Origin of the sequence: Methanococcoides seepicolus (assembly GCF_023684405.1) — an archaeon.
Lineage (GTDB): Archaea > Halobacteriota > Methanosarcinia > Methanosarcinales > Methanosarcinaceae > Methanococcoides > Methanococcoides seepicolus.
The window spans coordinates 16,994-36,672 of sequence record NZ_JAGSOI010000022.1; the positions used below are offsets into that span (position 1 = coordinate 16,994).

At 41.9% G+C, this 19,679-nt stretch carries 15 protein-coding genes; 10 read left to right on the forward strand and 5 right to left on the reverse strand.

Features of this window, described 5'->3' with window-relative positions:
- Window positions 1–47: 47 nt before the first annotated feature.
- The 8 genes from KDK67_RS06880 to ade all read left to right on the forward strand — a co-directional run bounded on the left by KDK67_RS06880 (window position 48) and on the right by ade (window position 12,571).
- Entirely contained in the window at window positions 48–2,939 is a 2,892-nt protein-coding gene (locus KDK67_RS06880; protein WP_250868072.1) for a sugar-binding protein, read from the forward strand.
- Window positions 2,940–3,281: 342 nt separating this feature from the next.
- On the forward strand, window positions 3,282–3,938 hold the full coding sequence (locus tag KDK67_RS06885) for a cohesin domain-containing protein (protein WP_250868073.1): 657 nt from the start codon (window positions 3,282–3,284) through the stop codon (window positions 3,936–3,938).
- A 135-nt stretch (window positions 3,939–4,073) separates the two neighbouring features.
- Window positions 4,074–5,153 carry a PGF-pre-PGF domain-containing protein gene (locus tag KDK67_RS06890; RefSeq protein WP_338101242.1) on the forward strand — a complete coding sequence of 360 codons (1,080 nt, stop codon included), beginning with the start codon at window positions 4,074–4,076 and terminating at the stop codon, window positions 5,151–5,153.
- A 226-nt stretch (window positions 5,154–5,379) separates the two neighbouring features.
- A complete protein-coding gene (locus tag KDK67_RS06895; protein WP_250868075.1) occupies window positions 5,380–6,426 on the forward strand; it encodes a DUF354 domain-containing protein in 1,047 nt (348 codons plus the stop codon).
- Between the two features lie 235 nt (window positions 6,427–6,661).
- Window positions 6,662–7,066: a hypothetical protein gene (locus KDK67_RS06900; RefSeq protein WP_250868076.1), complete on the forward strand. Its 405-nt coding sequence runs from the start codon at window positions 6,662–6,664 to the stop codon at window positions 7,064–7,066.
- 2 nt (window positions 7,067–7,068) lie between these two features.
- Complete coding sequence (locus KDK67_RS06905; RefSeq protein ID WP_250868077.1) at window positions 7,069–7,932, forward strand: metallophosphoesterase; 864 nt, start codon at window positions 7,069–7,071, stop codon at window positions 7,930–7,932.
- Window positions 7,929–10,763, forward strand: coding sequence for a DEAD/DEAH box helicase (locus KDK67_RS06910; RefSeq protein ID WP_250868078.1), 2,835 nt, complete (start codon window positions 7,929–7,931; stop codon window positions 10,761–10,763). Before KDK67_RS06905 ends, KDK67_RS06910 begins: the two co-directional genes overlap by 4 nt.
- A gap of 65 nt (window positions 10,764–10,828) precedes the next feature.
- Window positions 10,829–12,571, forward strand: a complete 1,743-nt coding sequence (ade, locus tag KDK67_RS06915) for an adenine deaminase (protein WP_250868079.1) — start codon at window positions 10,829–10,831, stop codon at window positions 12,569–12,571.
- A gap of 8 nt (window positions 12,572–12,579) precedes the next feature.
- Here the strand turns inward: ade and KDK67_RS06920 are convergent, their stop codons facing one another.
- From KDK67_RS06920 to mpgP, 4 genes are all read right to left on the reverse strand, one after another.
- Window positions 12,580–13,332 carry an RAD55 family ATPase gene (locus KDK67_RS06920; protein ID WP_250868080.1) on the reverse strand — a complete coding sequence of 251 codons (753 nt, stop codon included), beginning with the start codon at window positions 13,330–13,332 and terminating at the stop codon, window positions 12,580–12,582.
- 361 nt (window positions 13,333–13,693) lie between these two features.
- Entirely contained in the window at window positions 13,694–14,917 is a 1,224-nt protein-coding gene (locus KDK67_RS06925; RefSeq protein ID WP_250868081.1) for a glycoside hydrolase family 15 protein, read from the reverse strand.
- Window positions 14,918–14,922: 5 nt separating this feature from the next.
- On the reverse strand, window positions 14,923–15,453 hold the full coding sequence (locus KDK67_RS06930) for a hypothetical protein (RefSeq protein ID WP_250868082.1): 531 nt from the start codon (window positions 15,451–15,453) through the stop codon (window positions 14,923–14,925).
- A 29-nt stretch (window positions 15,454–15,482) separates the two neighbouring features.
- A complete protein-coding gene (gene mpgP / locus KDK67_RS06935) occupies window positions 15,483–16,301 on the reverse strand; it encodes a mannosyl-3-phosphoglycerate phosphatase (protein ID WP_250868083.1) in 819 nt (272 codons plus the stop codon).
- 238 nt (window positions 16,302–16,539) lie between these two features.
- Here mpgP and gpgS point away from each other — a divergent pair, with 238 nt between their 5' ends.
- On the forward strand, window positions 16,540–17,754 hold the full coding sequence (gpgS, locus tag KDK67_RS06940) for a glucosyl-3-phosphoglycerate synthase (RefSeq protein ID WP_250868084.1): 1,215 nt from the start codon (window positions 16,540–16,542) through the stop codon (window positions 17,752–17,754).
- A gap of 109 nt (window positions 17,755–17,863) precedes the next feature.
- Window positions 17,864–19,018, forward strand: coding sequence for a pyridoxal phosphate-dependent aminotransferase (locus KDK67_RS06945; RefSeq protein WP_250868085.1), 1,155 nt, complete (start codon window positions 17,864–17,866; stop codon window positions 19,016–19,018).
- Between the two features lie 110 nt (window positions 19,019–19,128).
- Here KDK67_RS06945 and KDK67_RS06950 read toward each other — a convergent pair.
- The coding region (locus KDK67_RS06950) for an IS66 family transposase (protein WP_250868086.1) at window positions 19,129–19,679 on the reverse strand (551 nt) is incomplete at its 5' end.

A 19,679-nucleotide genomic window follows, 5' to 3' on the forward strand; every position in this document is an offset into this window, starting at 1 on the left:
GATATTTTTTACGAAATATCCTTTATGCAGTTTGTATCCTATTAGCTTTGTCCGGTACAGCAAGTGCAACTGACTACTATGTTGCTACTTGGGGTGATGACGCACACACAGGTCTAACCCACGAACAATCTGTAAGATCCCTGGATCATGCTCTATCCTTAATGGGTGCAGGTGATACCTTATACATGTCTGACGGAACCTGGTCAGGAGAAATATTGGATTTTTGGGCACACGGTCTGCAGGGTACACCTGGCAATCCTGTTACGGTGAAAGCATACGACGGAAACCCAACTATGAGCAACGGTCCCTCAGGAGTAGCTATGATCAAGACATCTTATCAAGACTGGATTACGATAGATGGAATAACTGTTACCAACGGTTATACAGGTTATCTTGCTGAACATAATAGCCACCTTGTTATCAGAAATTCTAAGTTTTCGAACATGGATCTTGAGGGAATTGATTTCCGGACACATACAAGTGATACCTTAGTAGAAAATAATGTTATTACCAATTGTGTTGAACATGGGATTCATTATTTTAATCAGATGGGTACAGAGATAATGTATAATCATGTTATCAGGAACAATGATATCTCTAACTCTGGCCATAATCTGCTCGACATTCATACAAGAATAAATGATGTAATAGTTGAAGACAATGAACTCTATTTCACATCTGATTATTCAGGTCCGAAACAGGTTGGGTTATATCTTCATAATGGTGATACTGACAACATAATAATACGCAACAACTATTTCCATGATCAGCCAAGACCTCTGGAAATTTTTAATTCAGAAGATGTCGTTATAGAATATAACAAATTCGAGGATATAAATGGCAGAGCATTAATGTTGTCCTCATTTAACGACGCAAATTATGACAAGAATGCTCGTGTTTACAATATATATTTTAGAAATAACGTCATAGAAAATGTTGACTATGGTGTCCTGTTCTGGGGCGAGGAGTCAATATATCAGAATATCTACATTACCAATAATACTTTATCGAATGTCAGAAATTATGATTTCTGGATATATAGTGGTACTTTTAAAAATCCAATAATAATTGGAGACAATTTGCCACGTGAGCAAAGCAAAACATTCCTGTTCCGCGTTTACCCAATTGGTGCTATTTCTGTAGTAGATTCGTCCAATGCCATTATGGTCAGTGATGACGAATCTATTACCGTATCTAACGTTGATGCTTCATCGATCAAGGTTGAATCTAGTGATAGGTATTTGACCGTAAACACGTATCCGATGTATGCCCATCCGACTACGGGACCTGTAAATGTAGAAGTGAACAAATATGATACATCTCTTCCACAGGGCGAGACTCTCGTAGATTTCACTGCCGAATCAACCGATGGAGAGAATGTGGTGTTCACTGTTGGTGACCTGCAACCAAACCGCTATTATAACATCAAAATGGACGGTGTTGACTTTACTTCAAAACAGGCGGATTCTTCGGGTCAGATCAAGTTTACAAGTTCAGAGTGGTCTGTACATTCTTTCTCTGTAGAAGAGGCTTCGTCAGCGCCATCGAATCTCTCACCAACTGCCAATGCTGGTTCTGGTATGACAGTTGTTATTGGTGAAACCATATCTTTTGATGGTTCGGGTTCAACAGACGACAAGGGCATTGTTTCCCATGCATGGGATTTCGATGCTTCTAACGGAATCCAGAAAGATGCGACAGGTACTGTTGTGCAGCATTCCTATGATGCCGCAGGTACATATACAGTAACCCTTACTGTAGAAGATACTGATGGCAAAACAGACTCTGATACTGTCACTGTAACAGTAACAACAACAGTAAGTGAGGTTAACCATGCACCCGTCATCATCGCATTCAAACCAGTAAGCGGTGCAGTCTTTGATGAAGGAGATTCCATCTCCCTCGATGTAACAGCATCCGATGCAGATGGGGATGCATTGAGTTACACCATCCTGATCGATGGCGTCATCCGCAGCACCTCTTCTAACTATGTCTGGAACACTGACAACACAAGTGCAGGTACTCATAGGATCGAAGCAATTGTAAGTGACGGTCTCGATCAGGTAACGTCCATTCGTACCATTACGATCAATGACGAACCTATCATCATCGAGGCACTTGACATAGTGCAGGGGACTGCTACTGTCGACGGTGATCTGAGCGACTGGCAGGACGTGACCGGTATCACTCTAACGGCGTCGACCAGCAGAGATCCTAATGAAGACAATACCGCTGTGATAAAGGCAAAACATGATGACAATTACTTGTACCTTGTCTTTGATGTAACTGACACGAACCTTCAGGCTTCCGGTCAGGATGAGGTTAGCCATATCTATCTAGATGACAGTGTCGAGATATTTCTTGACACACAGCACGATAATGGCGGTGTGATGCAGGCAGATGACTATCACTTTATCATTAACCTGAACGGTGCTGTAATTGATGAAGTGGGTACTGGTGGCGGCAAGGATCTCTCGTATGCCAGTAGCATAATGACAGGCATAACTTTGCTGGGTAGCAATGGTGACGAAAGTGACACGGATACTGGTTACGTGATCGAAGTCGCGATTCCCTGGAGCGATATTGGCGGGAAACCTTCGAATGATGCTGTCGGCTTGAACGTTGGAATAAACGATCGGGATAATGGGTTTGATGGACGTCAGTATTTTGACTCGTGCAGTCTGACAGGCTCAACCAATGATGTGCCTAACAACTGGGGTGATGCGATCATTGTAGCTACGGACAACATAGCACCTGTTGCACATCCACGTTGGGATGTGAATAAGGATGGTGTGGTGAATATTCTGGATATTACCCTGGTGAGTCAGAATATGGGCAGTCAAAATTTAGATGCTGTCTGGGACGTAAACCAGGATGATGAAGTAAACATCCAGGATCTTACCCTCGTAGCACATCACTTCGGTGAAACAGTAGAATGAGATGCATATTCTGCATCTCCCTTTTCTTTCTTTTTAATATCTGTAGATTCGACTGCTGAGATTTTTCATAAATTTTCTTTTCATTTTAATTAAAATGTAATCATATTCATGTAATAATATATTACTTGTTTAATTACATTGGTGGCAAATATTATGTAATTTCATTTCTTAGCCTATTGAAAACCAATCGAATTCGGGGAGTGGCCTCATAATGATGGTGCGCATGACACATGCCATTTTTTCACAATGTTTATATAGCACCAACACAATGGTAAATTGGGGATTTTTAATTTTATTGATCAGAATCAAGTCCTCAAAGTTATTTCAAATAAAGGGGAAAACATGTTTAGCATAAAAAACGTATTCATGGTAGTTTTTATAATCACATTGTTTGCAGCTCTTAGCAATGTTTCTGCAGCTGCTTCCGATGTAGTTTTAAAACCATCATCACAGGTTGTTGCACCTGGAGAAACTTTCACAATTGATATATTCGTTTCTCCAGATGTTGATATTGCAGGAATGCAATTTGATCTACTTTACGATGGTTCTAAGTTCCAGATCACAGATGTGAGCGAAGGCAACTTGTTCAAACAAAGTGGTATGGGGACATTTTTTGTTGCTGGTTCTGTAAATTCGGGTCAAATCAATGATGCATACGGTTGTATTCTCGGTGCGTCAGATACCTCAACACCAGCAACTTTTGCCAGCATCACACTAACAACAGATGAACAGGCAAGTGGGAAATCTGACCTAGTCCTAAAAGATGTCATAATCAGTGACCCAACTGGTAATGCTGTGGATCTCGAAATAATAAACACAGAGGTTATCATTCTGGTCTTCGATATCAATCAGGATCATATGGTTGACTATAGTGATTATGGCCTAGTTCAGCAGCATTTCGATGAAACCACTGCATATCCTTATCCACTATGGGATGTGAATCAGGATAATATTGTAAATGTTCTAGATATGATGTTGGTCCTATCGCATATGGATTAATAATTGTGAGGGATTCTGATAAGAAAATATATTTTCATCTCTGGAAAAAGTATATTTTATTCCCTCCTCCTTTTTTATCTATTTGCAATTATCTGCCTTAGTGGAATTGCCAGTGCCACTACCGAAATCAGCATCATACCCACATATCAATCAGTAGAAGAAGGGCAGAACTTTACTGTGAACATCTATTTGCAGCCAGACCTTCCGGTTGCTGGTATGCAGTTCGATCTATCTTATGACAGTAAATTGGTCGAGGTGGTTCAGGTCTCAGAAGGTGAATTCTTAAGACAGGATGGTGCACTTGTCTGGTTCAATCCCGGTGAGGTCGATAGTTCAAATGGAAAAATTGATTCTGTATATGGTTTGATATTGGACAAGACAAGTGTCACAGGACCGGAAGTTTTTGCCATTATCCAAATGACCGCTGGCAATGGATCTGGTACAAGTTCTTTGGAACTATCTAACGTTGTGGTTAGTGATAATCAAGGGCTGATCATCCCGATTGATGTTGTTAATGGAGCAATTACTATCGCATCTGGTACATCTCCTTCCAATATATCCACAACCCTTGATAGACGCAGTGATGAGTCCAATTATGGAGTTGCTGGAATTGGTACAACAAGTGGATCATATGAGGAAGTTGAGATAGTAGAAAAATCCAGCCAATCGGTTCACCTTGGCTCTCAAATTTCCTACCAGTTCGTTGAGCATGAAAATCCTATTACATATATTAGCTATAGATCTCTCACAAACGCCGGTAATGTCATAGCAACTGTTGAAGTCCTTAAGCAAACATCTACAATTGCCTCATCTCCCCCTCCCGGGATAGTCTACAAGAATTTGAATATATGGATGGGGAAACCCGGTTATGCCATAGAAAGTAATATACAGGATGCAGTTGTTGGTTTCAAGGTAAATAGATCATGGCTTGAAGGTAATCATATCTCAGATAGTTCTATAATGATGTACCGTTATGATCCGGGCACATGGGAGCCTCTTTCAACAAAGAAGATTAGTGAGAGCAGTAGTTATGTTGTCTTTGAAGCAGAGACTTCTGTTTTTTCACCATTTGCGATCGTCGGAGTTAGCTCAGATAATATAATTGAAATGACAGGGGTTGATGATGCTCCTGCAGAGAATGAAAGCCTTGATCAGAATGCAGCCTTTATTCTGTGTCTGTCGATGTTGGTGCTGCTATTTGCTAGAAGACGATAATTTATAATTACTGCCCATTAACTATTTTTTTATCTACTCACGCTTTATTATATTGCTTGTAATTTCACTGCTATAATTTATCAAAACAATGAATATATTATTTTTGACTTTTCGCAGTGATTAGTTATTTCAAGTAGAAATATACATAATAATAGCAATGAGTTTCTAAAGCACTAAAATAAGGTCAAATAAAGACAATTTTCAATATTGAGAAAAGGAATATAATATGAATATACTGGTTGGAATCTCTCATCCTAAACATGTTTACATGTTCAAAAATTTCATTAATGAAATGGGGAATAGAGGTCATCAGATCAAAATAGTCTTAATAAAAAAAGACAATAATAATGAATTACTGGATGATTTTAACCTAGATTATATTCAGATCGGTGAGAACAAACCAACATTTCTTAAGAAATTATTATCTTTACTCAAACGTGAATTGAATACATACAATGTTGTAAGGGACTTTAAACCGGATGTTTTTATAGGACAAGCCCTTCCATCTTTAGCACATATTAGTTTTTTAGTTAGAAAACCATATTTTATTTTTGAAGATACTGAACATGCAACTCAGGTTCATTATCTCACTTTCCCGTTCACAAAATACATCGTAACTCAAAAAGGTTATTGGGATGATCTTGGGAAAAAACAGATACATTACAATGGTTATTTTGAACTCAATTACCTCCATCCGAACCATTTTCAACCCGACCCTTCTATTTTAGAAAAACTTGGACTTGCTGAGGATGAAACATATTCAATTTTGAGGTTTGTATCTTGGGAAGCACTTCATGATCAATCCAACAAAGGTTTTTCCTTACCTATGAAAAGAAAGATTGTGAGGGAACTGGAAAAGTATGGAAAAGTTTTCATCTCGTCGGAAAAAGAACTTCCAGAAGATCTTCGTAAATATCAAATACAATTACCTGCAAGCGATATGCATTATCTAATGAATTATGCAACTCTTTTTATGGGCGAGAGTTCAACTATGGCATCGGAATGTGCTGTGCTGGGTACACCTGCTATTTTTATCGATTTCTGTGGAAGAGGATATACCAACCATCAAGAAGCAGAATATGGTCTCGTATTCAATTTCAAGAACGATGTAGAGTCTCAGGAAAAAGCGTTAGAAAAAGCTATTGAGCTAATTTCTGATAATGATCTTAAAAATAAGTGGGAAACTAAGAGAGAGAGAATGCTTAAAGAGATGGATGATGGAACACAATTCATGGTCAAACTTATTGAAGATCGAATTGGTGCCATAAAATGATGGTTTTTTATCCTTGTCTTCTTTCTTAAATGTGATTTATTTCTTAATTACCATCATAGTTTTTTGATTATTGAATCGCTTAATATTTATCATTGAAATAATAAGTCAATATTTCCTTATGATTTTCTGGAATACTTTTAATAATAACGTAATTCAATCTATTATTGTTGTCATTCACAATAACATATTACTTGTTTTTCTATAACACATCACTTCCACAAAAGGTGACTCTCACATGCTCGATCGCTTAATCCCCCAACAAAGATCAACATCCACCCGCCTTGGTGGTCTCCTCATTCTCGTAGGCGAGACCATGTTCCTCTTCTCCCTCCTGAACTTCCTGATGATAACCCGCATCCAGTATTACAGTTCGAACGATACATTGTTCAGGACACTATTTCCAGAATACATATTATTCCTTGGGGGGATGATCGTTGTAGCTTTTATCGGCATGTGGCTAACCTATGTCTATATCTTTCCCAGCAAGCAGAAGTTCTCGCAGGAGCAGGCCATCAAGGATGGTAGAAGCCCTATGTATGACCGGCTTGTGCAGATGCATGAAGAAATGCATGAAATGCAGACCATGATAAAACAACTTCAGGGGCAGGTTGAAAGTTTAAGTAAAGATAAGGATAAATGAAAATGGAGATCTCAGTAGACCCTATCATCAACGAGCCTGCACTTGTGGTATCCGGAGATTTCACATCCCTTGTTCTGGCAGACATTCATCTGGGCATCGAGTGGGATCTTTATAAGAGCGGTTTTTCCATACCCAGCCAGATAGATCAACGCCTTGAACGCATAATGAGGCTTATTGACCAGACATCTCCTGATCACATAATTCTTCTTGGCGACATCAAGCACAATGTTCCTCAGGTCTCGTGGCAGGAGAGGGACGAGATCCCCTACTTCATCAGTACCCTTGCAGAGCAAGCAACAGTTGATGTATTTCCCGGCAATCATGACGGTGGTATCGAATTCTTACTTCCCAAAGGGTGTGACGTAAAGCTTCATTCTCCACGGGGTGCCATCATTGATGGTGTGGGCTATTTCCATGGTCACACATGGCCAGCGGTCGAAATCCTATCCGCAGAAAAGATCATTGTAGCTCACAATCACCCAACGGTACGGTTTACCGATGCAATGGGCTATTCAGTGGTCGAACAGGTTTGGTTAAAGACACACTTCAAAAAGGAAGTATTCGTGGAGCACTTCAAAAGTTCTGCCTTTGATAAGGAAAACGGTAATTGGGCTGATCCTGATGTTCTGGTAGTACCGGCATTCAACGAGCTTTGCGGCGGTGTAGCATTTAATGAGTCTGTGCGGGATGATCTCTTAGGTCCCATCTTTTCCTCAGGGGCAGTCGAGCTAGACAATTCCGAAATATACCTACTTGATGGGACATTTCTTGGAATTTTGAAAAATATTCGGAAACTTGAGGAAACAAAGCCACGAACCGGTAAAAGACGGGCAAGGAAAAAACGTTCCGGAGAGGTCGGCAAATGAAATTCGATAACATGTTCGACAACTTCCACCCTTCAATTTTAAAAGCTCTCGAGAAGCAGGGATTCAAAGCACCTACACAGCCTCAGGAAATGTCCTTCCCTCACATCCTTGCAGGGGAACACACATTCCTTATAGCTCCCACAGGCTCAGGTAAGACCGAATCAGCAGTGCTTCCTATGTTCGATCACATCCTTCGCAAGAGCGAAGAGGCTCGGGTGGGGATCTCCGCACTTTACATAACACCGCTGCGTGCACTCAACCGTGACATGTTGACACGTATCCAGTGGTGGGGAAAAGAGCTGGGGCTTGATGTGCAGGTGCGTCATGGGGATACTACTCCGTATCAGAGGCAAAAGCAATCCAAAAATCCGCCTGACCTGTTAATAACCACACCTGAAACACTCCAGGCAATGTTCACCGGCTCGCGTTTGAGGAAAAATCTCGAATGTGTCAGTTATGTCGTTGTTGACGAGATACACGAGCTTGCCTCCTCCAAGCGAGGTGCTCAGCTTTCGGTAGGACTTGAGCGCCTTGTCGAAATATCCGGTGAGTTCCAGAGGGTAGGTCTGTCGGCCACAGTGGGTAATCCCGATGTTGTGGCCCATTTTCTTGCAGGTGCAAAAAGGGCCGTATCCATCGTACAGGTTTCCATGTTAAGCCTTCTTGAGTTCAACATCATATATCCGCAAGTCACAGATGAGGACCTCGAGATCGGAAGGCAGATAGGGTGTGAGCCGGAATTCGCATCCCACCTTCGATGCATCAGGGAGATCGTTGAAACTCATATCTCGACCCTCATCTTTGTGAACACACGACAAAGTGCCGAAGCTCTTGCATCAGGATTCAAATTGCTCGGAGCATCAATTGGTGTCCATCATGGCTCTCTTTCAGTGGATGCCCGAATTGAGGCCGAGGAATCCTTCAAAGCAGGCGACCTTCAGGGACTCATATGTACTTCATCAATGGAATTGGGTATTGATATTGGTAAAGTTGACCACGTTGTCCAGTATGGTTCTCCCAGGCAGGTATCCCGACTGTTGCAACGTGTGGGGCGTGCAGGCCACAGGATACACGAAATATCTCGGGGTACTATCCTCACAATGGGGACCGATGACATTGCAGAAAGCATGGCCATAGCAAAAGCAGCTCTAAGGGGAGAGGTCGAGGACATAATACCTCATACGGGTTCCCTCGATGTTGTCGCAAACCAGATCTCTGGAATGGTAATCGATTTCGGGGATGTGGAGATCGAAAAGATACATTCCATTCTGGCACGGGCATATCCTTATCGGGATCTTTCCCTTGAACAGTTAAAACGTGTCATCGAACAGATCACCGAATATCGTATGGTCTGGCGGGAGGAAGGTTCTAACACTATCAGCAGAAGAAAGAAAAGCTGGCAGTATTACTATGACAACCTTTCCATGATACCGGATGAAAGGAAGTTCGAGATATTCGACATTGTCTCTGGCAGGTCTGTCGGGGTGCTGGATGAGGCTTTTGTGGTGAATTTTGCATCTCCCGGTGCGGTCTTCATCACTAAGGGTGAAATGTGGCGTGTTATCGAAATGAACACTGACAGGGACAGGATAAAGGTCGAACCGATAAAGGCAATGGGCGAGATCCCAAGCTGGGTCGGCGAGGAGATCCCTGTTCCGTTCGATGTTGCACAGGAAGTAGGTCGTATTAGATTCAGGATCTCGTTCCTTATCCATGATGGAAAAGCTGACAATGAGATCGTTGAAGACCTCATGAAAGACTATCCTGTGGATGTTCCCAGTGCACTTACCATCATCGAGCTGGTGCGTGAGCATATTTCGAAAGGTTGTCCTCTTCCCGATAATGATACGATTGTGATCGAAGATGAAGGTGAAGCCGTAATAATCAATTCCTGTTTCGGACACAATGTCAACGAGACACTTGGAAAGGTGATAACTTCTCTTCTGGCTGCCCGGTTTGGGAGCAGTGTCGGTCAGGAGGTCGACCCATACAGGATAAGATTGCAGCTTCCAAGACGCATGAAAGCTTTGCATATTCAGGAGATGATCTATGATATACAGCCTGAACACATTGAGCCGATAATCGAGATGACCCTTAAGAACACCTCGGTCATGAAATGGAAGATGGTTCATGTGGCACGAAAGTTCGGTGCGTTGAGCCGTGAGATCGATTATGATCGTATCAGCATGAAGAAGCTCCTCGAGATCTACAAGGGCACGTCCATGTATGATGAGGTCATACGTGAGATATTCCACAACATGCTCGATGTGGATAAAGCCTCTGAGGTATTGGGGCTGATAGCTTCCGAGGAAATTATCATCCTTTCAAGTCCTGTACCAACTCCTATAGGTGGTGCGGGATTTGCAATGAAACGTGATCTTGTGGCACCGGAAAAAGCGGACCGGTCCATCGTCCTTGCATTAAAGGACAGGATAATGCATGATCGTATCATCCTTTTCTGTGTCAATTGCAAGAAATGGGTGTCCCGGAGGAAGGTGATGAACGTACCTGACGAGATAATATGTCCGGTGTGTGATTCAAAAATGATAGCTGCTCTCAAACCTTGGGAAGAGGATGAGATAAAGCTTGTGAGGAAACAGGATAAGGTGACTGTAAAAGAGGATGTGAAACGTATCCAGAAGGTCTATCGTAATTCCCACATTGTAATGGCCAGTGGTAAACTTGCTGTCATTGCGCTTGCAAGCAGGGGTGTTGGTCCCGAGACAGCTTCAAGGGTCATCGAGAAGATGCGTGTGGATGAGGAAACCTTTTACAGGGATATCATGGCAGCTGAAAGGAATTATGCCAAGAACAAGCAGTTCTGGAAATGAAACGCTTGTTCTGTTTTTATTTTCGCCGCAATATCCTTATACTTTGCAAAGCCATGGATTTTGTTATGGATATAAGGGACAGGGTCTTTGCGGCTACCGGCAAGGTCAAGGCAGATACTATCTTTTTCGGCGGTCTTCTGATCAATGTCAACACAAAAGAGATGCTGTATAGGGATATTGCGGTAAAGGATGGCTATATAGTTGGCATTGGGGATGTTTCTTCCCTTAAAGGCCATGATACCGAAATGATCGATGTGACTGGCCGATATCTTTGTCCTGGGCTAATGGATGGTCATGTTCACTTTGAATCCAGTATGGTGACCTTAAGCCAGTTTGCAGTACCGGCACTGGCACATGGAACTACGTCGGTTGTGATCGACCCTCATGAGATAGCTAATGTTCTTGGCAAGGCTGGTATCGAACTTGTTCTCGAGGAAGCGTCTACCCTTCCTCTTAATGCTTTTGTTGCTGTCTCTTCCTGCGTTCCTGCAACTTCCTTTGAGACTGCTGGAGCTTCCATAAATGTTGATGATATTGCATCCCTGATAGCTAATGAGAACGTTGTCGGACTTGGTGAGATGATGGACTATCCCGGAGTTATCTTTTGTGATGATGCAAAGCTTTCAATGATACAGGCAGCACTCAAGGAAAGGTTGGTCGTTGACGGGCACTGCCCTGCACTTTCCAGGGAGCAGTTGTTCGGCTACATGTGTGCCGGAATATCCACTGACCATGAATCCATCGAGTATGAAGAAGCTCTTGAAAAGCTGCGTCTTGGGATGAAACTAATGATACGGGAAGGTTCGGCTGCAAAATCACTTGATAAATTCCTTCCCCGCCTGATCGAGGATGGTGTTTCCCTTGAAAATGTTTTCTTTGTGACGGATGACAAGCACCCATCTGACCTGTTGAAAGGCTATATGGATGTGATCGTCAGAAGGGCGATGGAACTGGGACTTTCACCCATGGATGCTATTTCTCTGTGTACCCTCAATGCTGCGAAACATTATCGTGTGGACCATATTGTCGGTTCGCTTTCCATGGGAAGAAAGGCTGACATTATCGTACTAGCTGATATTGAGGAATTCATTATAGACTCGGTCTATGCATCTGGCAGGCCGGTGGAAAGTTTTGTTCCTTCGTACGAATATCCGGATACAGTGTTCAATACTGTGGAATTCGATCAAGTTACTGCATCAGATCTGCAGATAAGATCCAATGCGGACAAAGACCATGGGGTGTGGGTCATTAAAGTAGTTCCTGACCTTATCGTGACTGAGAAAGATACCTTTGTATTGCATTCGGATATGGATGGCATATTGATGCCTGACGTTGAGAATGATGTGCTTTCGGTCGTTGTCATTGAAAGGCATGGAAGGAACGGGAACATTGGTGCAAGTTTCATCAAGGGGATGGGTATCAAGAACGGTGCCGTCGGGCAAAGCATTGGTCACGACAGTCACAACATTGTCGTTACAGGTACCGATCATTCGGATATGGCATTGTGTGCCAATACAATACGCAGCATGAACGGTGGCATATGTGTGGTCAATAATGGCAAGGTCGTGGAAAAGCTCGAACTTCCATTTGCAGGTATTTTGAGCACATTGCCTGCGGCTGAGGTTGAAAAGAAGCTCAATGATCTTCATAAAGCAGTAAAAGAGACTGGTTGTACCCTTCCTGCTCCATTTATCACACATTCTTTCATAGCGCTTCCGGTAATACCTTCTTTACGGCTTACTGACATGGGGCTCTTTGATGTTGAAAAGTTCAGTCTTATATCTCCAATAGATGAGATAATGGATTGAACTTTTTCTTATAGATTGTAAACATTTGGACAATATAAAGGTTGCAGAGGGTTCTCAAGATTTATTCCTTTTGGAGTGATGTTGAATTTCATCAATTTCATGGGGATACAGGTCCTCCTCATCTTAATTATTTTTATAAATCTCTCTATTTGGAGATTCTCTGGATTATCCTTCATCATCAGGTTGATAGAGCCGCAGACAGAATAATCTGCGATGTTATGTGTTATCTCGTGAGTGGCATCATCCATGATGAAAAGGGCTGTACAGTTCCTTTCCGCAAGTATCTGTATCATTGTATCCAATTTATCCCTTAGTTCTCTCGGGGTCATTTCAAGAGTGAACACTCCGATATTATCGATTATTGCAACATCCGTTGAGGCTGGGATGTAATCAAGAAGGTCCATAAGGCCAATTTCCCTTTTTGTTGGGTCATACATTTTGCCGGTCTTATTCCTTACATAGTTCGTCCTTTGCTCATAAACACGGTTAATTTGTAATAATCCTGATTCGATGTGTCCCATAAGGTCGAAACCGAACATGTTCGCCTGCTTTACCAGATTGTATGGCATCTCTTCAGTAGCGATAAGGACACATCTTTTATTGTTGCTGCATGCCTTTTCAAGAAAATGTAATCCAAAAATAGTTTTACCCGTACCTTGAGTACCGGTCACTAAAAAAGATTCTCCTTGTGGATACCCACCATCAAGCCTTGTATCAAGACCCGGAATTCCGGTTGATATCCTGTCTATATGATTATTCATTGAAACACCCTCACTTTTAGACTGTTCATGTAAATCTGAACCTTCCGGATCCTACAACAGTAATGCTATTGTTCTTACCATTGTTTGATCTTCAATTGAAATGACCTGTTGTGCGGACAGATCAGAATGCAGTTTTCCACTTTAATACTATTAAACTAAATATGTCTATCAATATATATTATATGATTGGTATATCAATTTTTGTCCACTTACAAATTATATCTTTTTGTAGTCTGCAAGAAATAAAGTTGGATGGAAGGGTCTGACAAAATAGGTTTTTTGGAGAACAAAAAAGAAAAGCAGTGGCACACAAACTATCTAATGATAAAGATAATGTGAGCATGCCATTTATTCAACTGTCTTATCCAAATTTTTCAATGTAGTTCTTATATGCTCTAATATACTCTGCATGTGGCCAGATAAGCGGAATGGTCACATATGCCATACCGTCCTTCCATTTTGGGTGGTTACGAACGTTCTCTATCATCGTCAGCTTACTGTCTCTCAGTATCTTTGCATTGGTATAATCCTCAAACCAAATCTCGAAACGTTCTATGGTTGAAATGTGTTCAGGTAGTAGATAGTTATGTGCCATATCGACCACCCAACCAAGATACATTTCTGCCATATCCTGATCATCAATAGCAGTGTAATGGCTTGCCAGCTGGCAGGTAAAATGGCACCAGGGTCCATATCCGCCATTGTTCCTGTCCCACATCTCAGGGTAGCGGTTCAATCCACCGATTTCGCTATCCCAAAGTTTGTCATGGATCCTCCTGACAGTATAACGGTTCTTAATATCCTGTTGTTCAATAATGCCAAAATAGGCAGGTGCATATTCGACAACATCTACATCAATGACACTGGATGCAAAAGCATCGTAACCAATGGGGTTGCTGCTCTTCTCTTTTACACGTATGCATTTGATGAAAGATCGCCTTCTCGGGCTGTACATTCGGGTGAGGATCGCCTCTTTTATTTTTTCAGCTTCCATTTCCCATGTGGTAACATCCTTTCCTAAAGCTGCTCCCATTTTCACCGCAGCTTGTACTCCGGCACAACAGGCACAATTCGCGTAAATCTCGAATCCGTGCTCGTATGCCGGATATTCGTGAATGCTGTTTATGGTATGAACAAGATCCACCTCTTCGTTCTTGTTCATGAGAATGAATTCGACTGCTTTTGAAATGGTCTCCCAGTGTTTTTCAACAAAACTCTTGTCTGCCAGTTTTTCAAAGAACATCCCGCCAGTTGCTTCAAAATATTTTCCCATGGAATAGAGGACCAGGCCATTTCCATCTATCTGAAGGTCTTTATAACTGGCATCATTTCCATCGATATCATATCTCTGGGAAAATTCTCCAAGAGGTTTTTGTGAATTGAGTACAAATTCAAGCCCTTTCTTTGCTTCATCCATCATGTCTGCTGCAATGCATCCCAGAATAGCTACAGAATGATCCCTGGGATAAATGAAAGGGTAACGTGTTCCTGGAGGGCTTGCATAGAATCCTCCTTTCTCATGTTGGTTGTTTTTCAGTATCTTCACGCTGTTCTCGTAAAGTATTTCTGCTTCGATCAGATTCAATGGGCTCACTCCTTGTCAGGATACTGCATCTTGCAAACGTAATACGATCTTTCGAGATATTTGTCCACTTCTTCTTTATTCATCCCGGCCCTTTCAAGGGCTTTTTCGTTATACACATTATTATGTGTTCGAGGGCATTTCGAGCCTACATTGAGAAGTTCGACACCAGCGAGTTCAGCACGCTTTGTGGTGTAACTGTGATAAAGGATGCCGGTAACGGTCGTAAGTGCCGGATATTTCCATCCATCCTCAGCTTCCTCCATTTTTCTGTTGGAGAGATTTACAAGTTCGGTGAACTGTGAAGGACGCTCACCGCACATCTGGATGAAATCCAAAAGTATGTTGGAGAACGGGCAGAGTGGTATGTAATTGATATCATCTTCACGTGCACCTTCAAATCCAGGTCCTTCTATCTCTGCAAGTTTTATCCCTATTTTTTGGAGCCAGTCAGTTGTTTCTTCCAGTCCGTCTTTGTCAACCATCTCTATTATACCCAACAAAAAGGCTTTTGAGATCATATTTTCAACGCGTACCAATTAATTACCCCCTTTATTATCAAGTATGCTCAAATGTCATCGTTTTTTCCGATAAGGTCCATTATGGCATTGTTCCAGCCGACAGGTCCAATACCATCAGCATGCCTGATCTCTGTCAGTATTATCGATGGATCGTATTTACCATCCGGCTTTTGCACAAGGAATGGTATATCCACGGCTTTTAGCATGGGAAGATCGTTCAGGCTGTCTCCGAGTGCTATTGTGGTGACTTCTGTGAATTGTTGCCTGTAGATCTCAGTCAATGCTCTGACGGCCTTTCCTTTGTCATTGTCTCCCATAATATGCCAGTAGCGTCCCCCTTTTGTATGGTTCAGTCCGGCAGCGTGTATCAGTTCGATGACCTTTGCAGTTGCATTCTCATCTTCTTCAAGCCTAAACGCTTCATCATATTCTCGCATTTTGGCAAGCTTTGCCGATTGGATGTCAAGGCCTGTGTCCTTGCTCACACCCTCAGCATCAAGGTCACCAAATCCTGTTATCTTAAAACCGGTATTCTTGCGGATATCTTCAAGAACTTCCCTGATCCTGGTATAAGATGTTCCAAATTCTATGACTTTATAATTTCCAATCTCATCCCCTTCTTTCAGCTCAATGCTGAAATAATCCTTTGGTATGAAAATCGCTCCTCCGTTCTCTGATATGAACGGATGGTGGCATTCAAGTTCATCAACATATACTTCAAGTTCTGCACGTGTCTTGCTTGTACAGAATATTAATGGTATCTCTTTCTCTTTTAAGAGCTCAAGTGCTGGTCTTGCAGCATCGTATGAGTATGTGTCATGGTCTATCAGCGTGCCATCCAGATCTGTAAATATGATATATTTCAAAATACCCCCACCTTATCAATATCCAATCGACAATGTCGAATGCTGCCGATTATGCCGAATAGTATAATTTCACCTTCTCTTTTGTATAAAAGCTTATATTGTATGTTCTATATATAGATATTCTACTTAATAACATAATATTCCTTAATATCGTCAATCTGGGGGTTGGCATCCTTATAAAGGGTTACATGAGAATTAACTCTTGAATTATGGGTGCTTTCGCTATTCGGGGAGTTAAATGGATTTTTATCAAGAATACATTACAACGATTCATGATTTTTGTATCGACAAAGAAAAGCTTGTTAGGAGAATAGAGGAGCTAAAGGAACGCAGACCTGCTTCACTTATCATTCCTATTCTTTATGAGGAAGTTGAGAACCCACCTCTCAAAAAAATAATCACAGACCTTAATGAATGTACTTATATAAGCCAGGTTGTGGTTGCTCTGGCAGCTGAAAGTACTGAACAGTATGTGCATGTGGTCGAATATTTTAAAGACCTTAAACTTCCCCATATTATCGTATGGTGTGATGGTCCACGGATACAGCATATCATTTTCGGTATGAAAAAGAAAGGTATTGATCTTACATCTTTTAAGGGAAAAGGAAAAGATGTCTGGATAGCTATTGGCATAGCAACTCTTGATTCGTATGCTATTGCTTTCCACGATGCGGACATTGTGACATATTCAGTGGATTTTCCGGCAAAGCTCCTTTATCCTATTGTAGAGACCGAGCTTAATTTCTTTTTTAATAAAGGCTACTATGCAAGGATAGATATGGATGGCATGGCTATGCATGGGCGTGTTTTCCGACTTTTTGTTCGTCCTTTGCTCGATACTTTGCAATCCGAGTCTAAAGCAGATATATTGAGATATTTCCTTGCTTTCAGGTATACTCTTGCCGGGGAGTTCGCTATGACCAGTGACCTTGCCATGAACATACGCATTCCTGCTGACTGGGGGCTTGAAGTTGGTCTTCTTGCAGAGGTTTACAGGAACACTACAACAAAAAAGATATGTCAGATCGATCTGGGCTATTATGACCACAAACATCAGCAATTGGGTACAAATAGATCAGAAGGTCTTTGCAAGATGGTAGGTGATATTTTCACAACATTTATGCGCGTTGTGACAGAGTCTACGGATAACCGCATGTCAGAAGCATACCTCCACGGGATCCATGTCAGATATAAACGATTAGGTCAGGACCTTATCCGAAGATATCATGCGGATGCTCTTTGCAATGGACTTTATTATAACAGGCATGAAGAAGAGTCATATGTGGATATGTTCGCACGTGTGATAAGAAATGCTGGTGATGATTACAGGCATGATCCTTCTGATGTGCTGATGCCGGACTGGACCCGGGCCCTTTCTGCTGTGCCTGATCTCAGGGAACAATTATACGAGGCATGTATTGCTGATGTTAAGGAGTATTGCGAAGAGGAGTGATATCCTTCTCCTTAATATTGGCTTTTCGAATGGATTATATTAAGTCATCCTTAAATATTATCTCATCAGCAATACATTATTATTTTTAATATCAGGAGACTTTGTTAATATGAGCCCTTTGTCATTATCCAAAAGATCGGTCAATATTCCTCCGTTCTATGTGATGGAAGTTCTTGAAAATGCACAGAAGCTGGAACATGATGGGAAGGATGTGGTGCATCTTGAGATCGGGGAGCCGGACTTTCCAACAGCACCGCACATATGTGAGGCTGCTCATCAGGCTTTGACCTCATGCAAGACACGATATACTCACAGTCAGGGCATTTACGAACTTAGGACTGCGATAGTTGATGATTATAATAATCGGTTCGGGCTCGATCTGGTTCCCGAACAGGTGCTTGTAACTTCCGGTACCAGTCCTGCTCTTATGCTCAGTTTCATGGCCCTTCTGGACCAGGGTGATAAGGTATTGCTTCCAAATCCGCATTATGCGTGTTATCCGAATTTTGCAACCGCTCTTGGTTCTGTTCCCAGGTTTGCATATACTTCTGAGGAGAACGGGTTCGGGCTGACACCGGAACTTGTTTCCGAGAATATGGAAGAGGATACGAAAGCTATCCTTGTGAACAGTCCTTCAAATCCCACAGGCTATGTCATGTCTTCAAAGGAGATGCAGGGTATCGCTGAGGTGGCTGGTGATGTTCCTATCATTTCGGATGAGATCTATCAGGGGCTTGTGTATGAGGGCGAGGACCACAGCATCCTTGAATATACTGATAATGCGTTCGTTCTGAACGGTTTTTCAAAGAAGTACTGTATGACGGGCTGGCGGCTTGGTTATTTGATAGCTCCGCTTGATTGTATGAGGGTGTTGCAGAAATTACAGCAGAACTTCTTCATCTGTGCCAATAGCTTCGTTCAGGAAGCGGGTATTGCTGCCCTGGAAGGTCCACAGGACCATGTGGATAAGATGGTGGCCACCTATGATGAGCGCAGGAAGTATCTTCTGAAACGCCTGAAGGATATAGGGTTCAATATAGGGTACGAGCCAAAGGGTGCTTTCTATGTTCTTGCCGATGCACGTGAGTTCGGTTCGGATTCTCTGGAGATGAGCCGCAGGATACTGAACGAAGCGGGGGTGGCTGTGACTCCGGGAATTGACTTTGGCAGCGGTGCGGAAGGATATATCAGATTCTCGTATGCTAACAGCCTTGAGAATATCGAGGAAGGTATCAGAAGGCTCGATGGTTTTTTGAATGGATGATTGCTGAAGGTCTAAGAATTAACTTAAAAACAATCGTAACTATTCAGCCTAACTATCGTCAATCCTGTATTATCAACTCTAATACAAAAAATTAATTTGCAATCCTAAAATCAAACAATCGTTGGAACAAATGGCTTTCCATCGATTGCATCTTGAATAGCCTTCATCACAGAAAGTTGATTCTTCTTAACAGTAGAAATGTAGCTTCTTATACGACAGAAAGAACGTGCTCCTTGCACACTTCGGAACGTTCCTGATATCTTCTGCTGTACTTTCATCATTCTCACATCTCTTTCTGCGAGATTGTTCTCAAATGGGACTTTCAAGTCGTACATAAACCTGACAATGTCATTTTTGTAATTCATGAAACGATCCAGCAGATTTTTTGCCGTAGTTTGTTTATTTCTTCCACGTTTCTTTGATCGTATTTGGAGTGGTGGATTCTCTTCCAACCCAGTATGAACTATACGATCATAACAATCTTCGAACTCTTTTATCTTCTGTTGTTTCAGGTTCCTAGATATTTCTCGGACCTTATCTACAGAGGATTTGATATTGATGAGCAGATCACCCATATCTTTCGACCACAGTTGTTCATCATTCTCACTTATACCGGTTAGTTCTCGCAATAAATGAGCATTACAGATCGAATGATTGCAGT

What these genes read in the sequence shown, in the direction of transcription:
- KDK67_RS06885 (WP_250868073.1), top strand. Translation starts at nt 3,282, where the DNA reads ATGTTTAGCATAAAAAACGTATTCATGGTAGTTTTTATAATCACATTG.
- KDK67_RS06895 (WP_250868075.1), top strand. Translation starts at nt 5,380, where the DNA reads ATGAATATACTGGTTGGAATCTCTCATCCTAAACATGTTTACATGTTC.
- KDK67_RS06900 (WP_250868076.1), top strand. Translation starts at nt 6,662, where the DNA reads ATGCTCGATCGCTTAATCCCCCAACAAAGATCAACATCCACCCGCCTT.
- KDK67_RS06905 (WP_250868077.1), top strand. Translation starts at nt 7,069, where the DNA reads ATGGAGATCTCAGTAGACCCTATCATCAACGAGCCTGCACTTGTGGTA.
- KDK67_RS06910 (WP_250868078.1), top strand. Translation starts at nt 7,929, where the DNA reads ATGAAATTCGATAACATGTTCGACAACTTCCACCCTTCAATTTTAAAA.
- ade (WP_250868079.1), top strand. Translation starts at nt 10,829, where the DNA reads ATGGATATAAGGGACAGGGTCTTTGCGGCTACCGGCAAGGTCAAGGCA.
- KDK67_RS06920 (WP_250868080.1), bottom strand. Translation starts at nt 13,332, where the DNA reads ATGAATAATCATATAGACAGGATATCAACCGGAATTCCGGGTCTTGAT.
- gpgS (WP_250868084.1), top strand. Translation starts at nt 16,540, where the DNA reads ATGGATTTTTATCAAGAATACATTACAACGATTCATGATTTTTGTATC.
- KDK67_RS06945 (WP_250868085.1), top strand. Translation starts at nt 17,864, where the DNA reads ATGAGCCCTTTGTCATTATCCAAAAGATCGGTCAATATTCCTCCGTTC.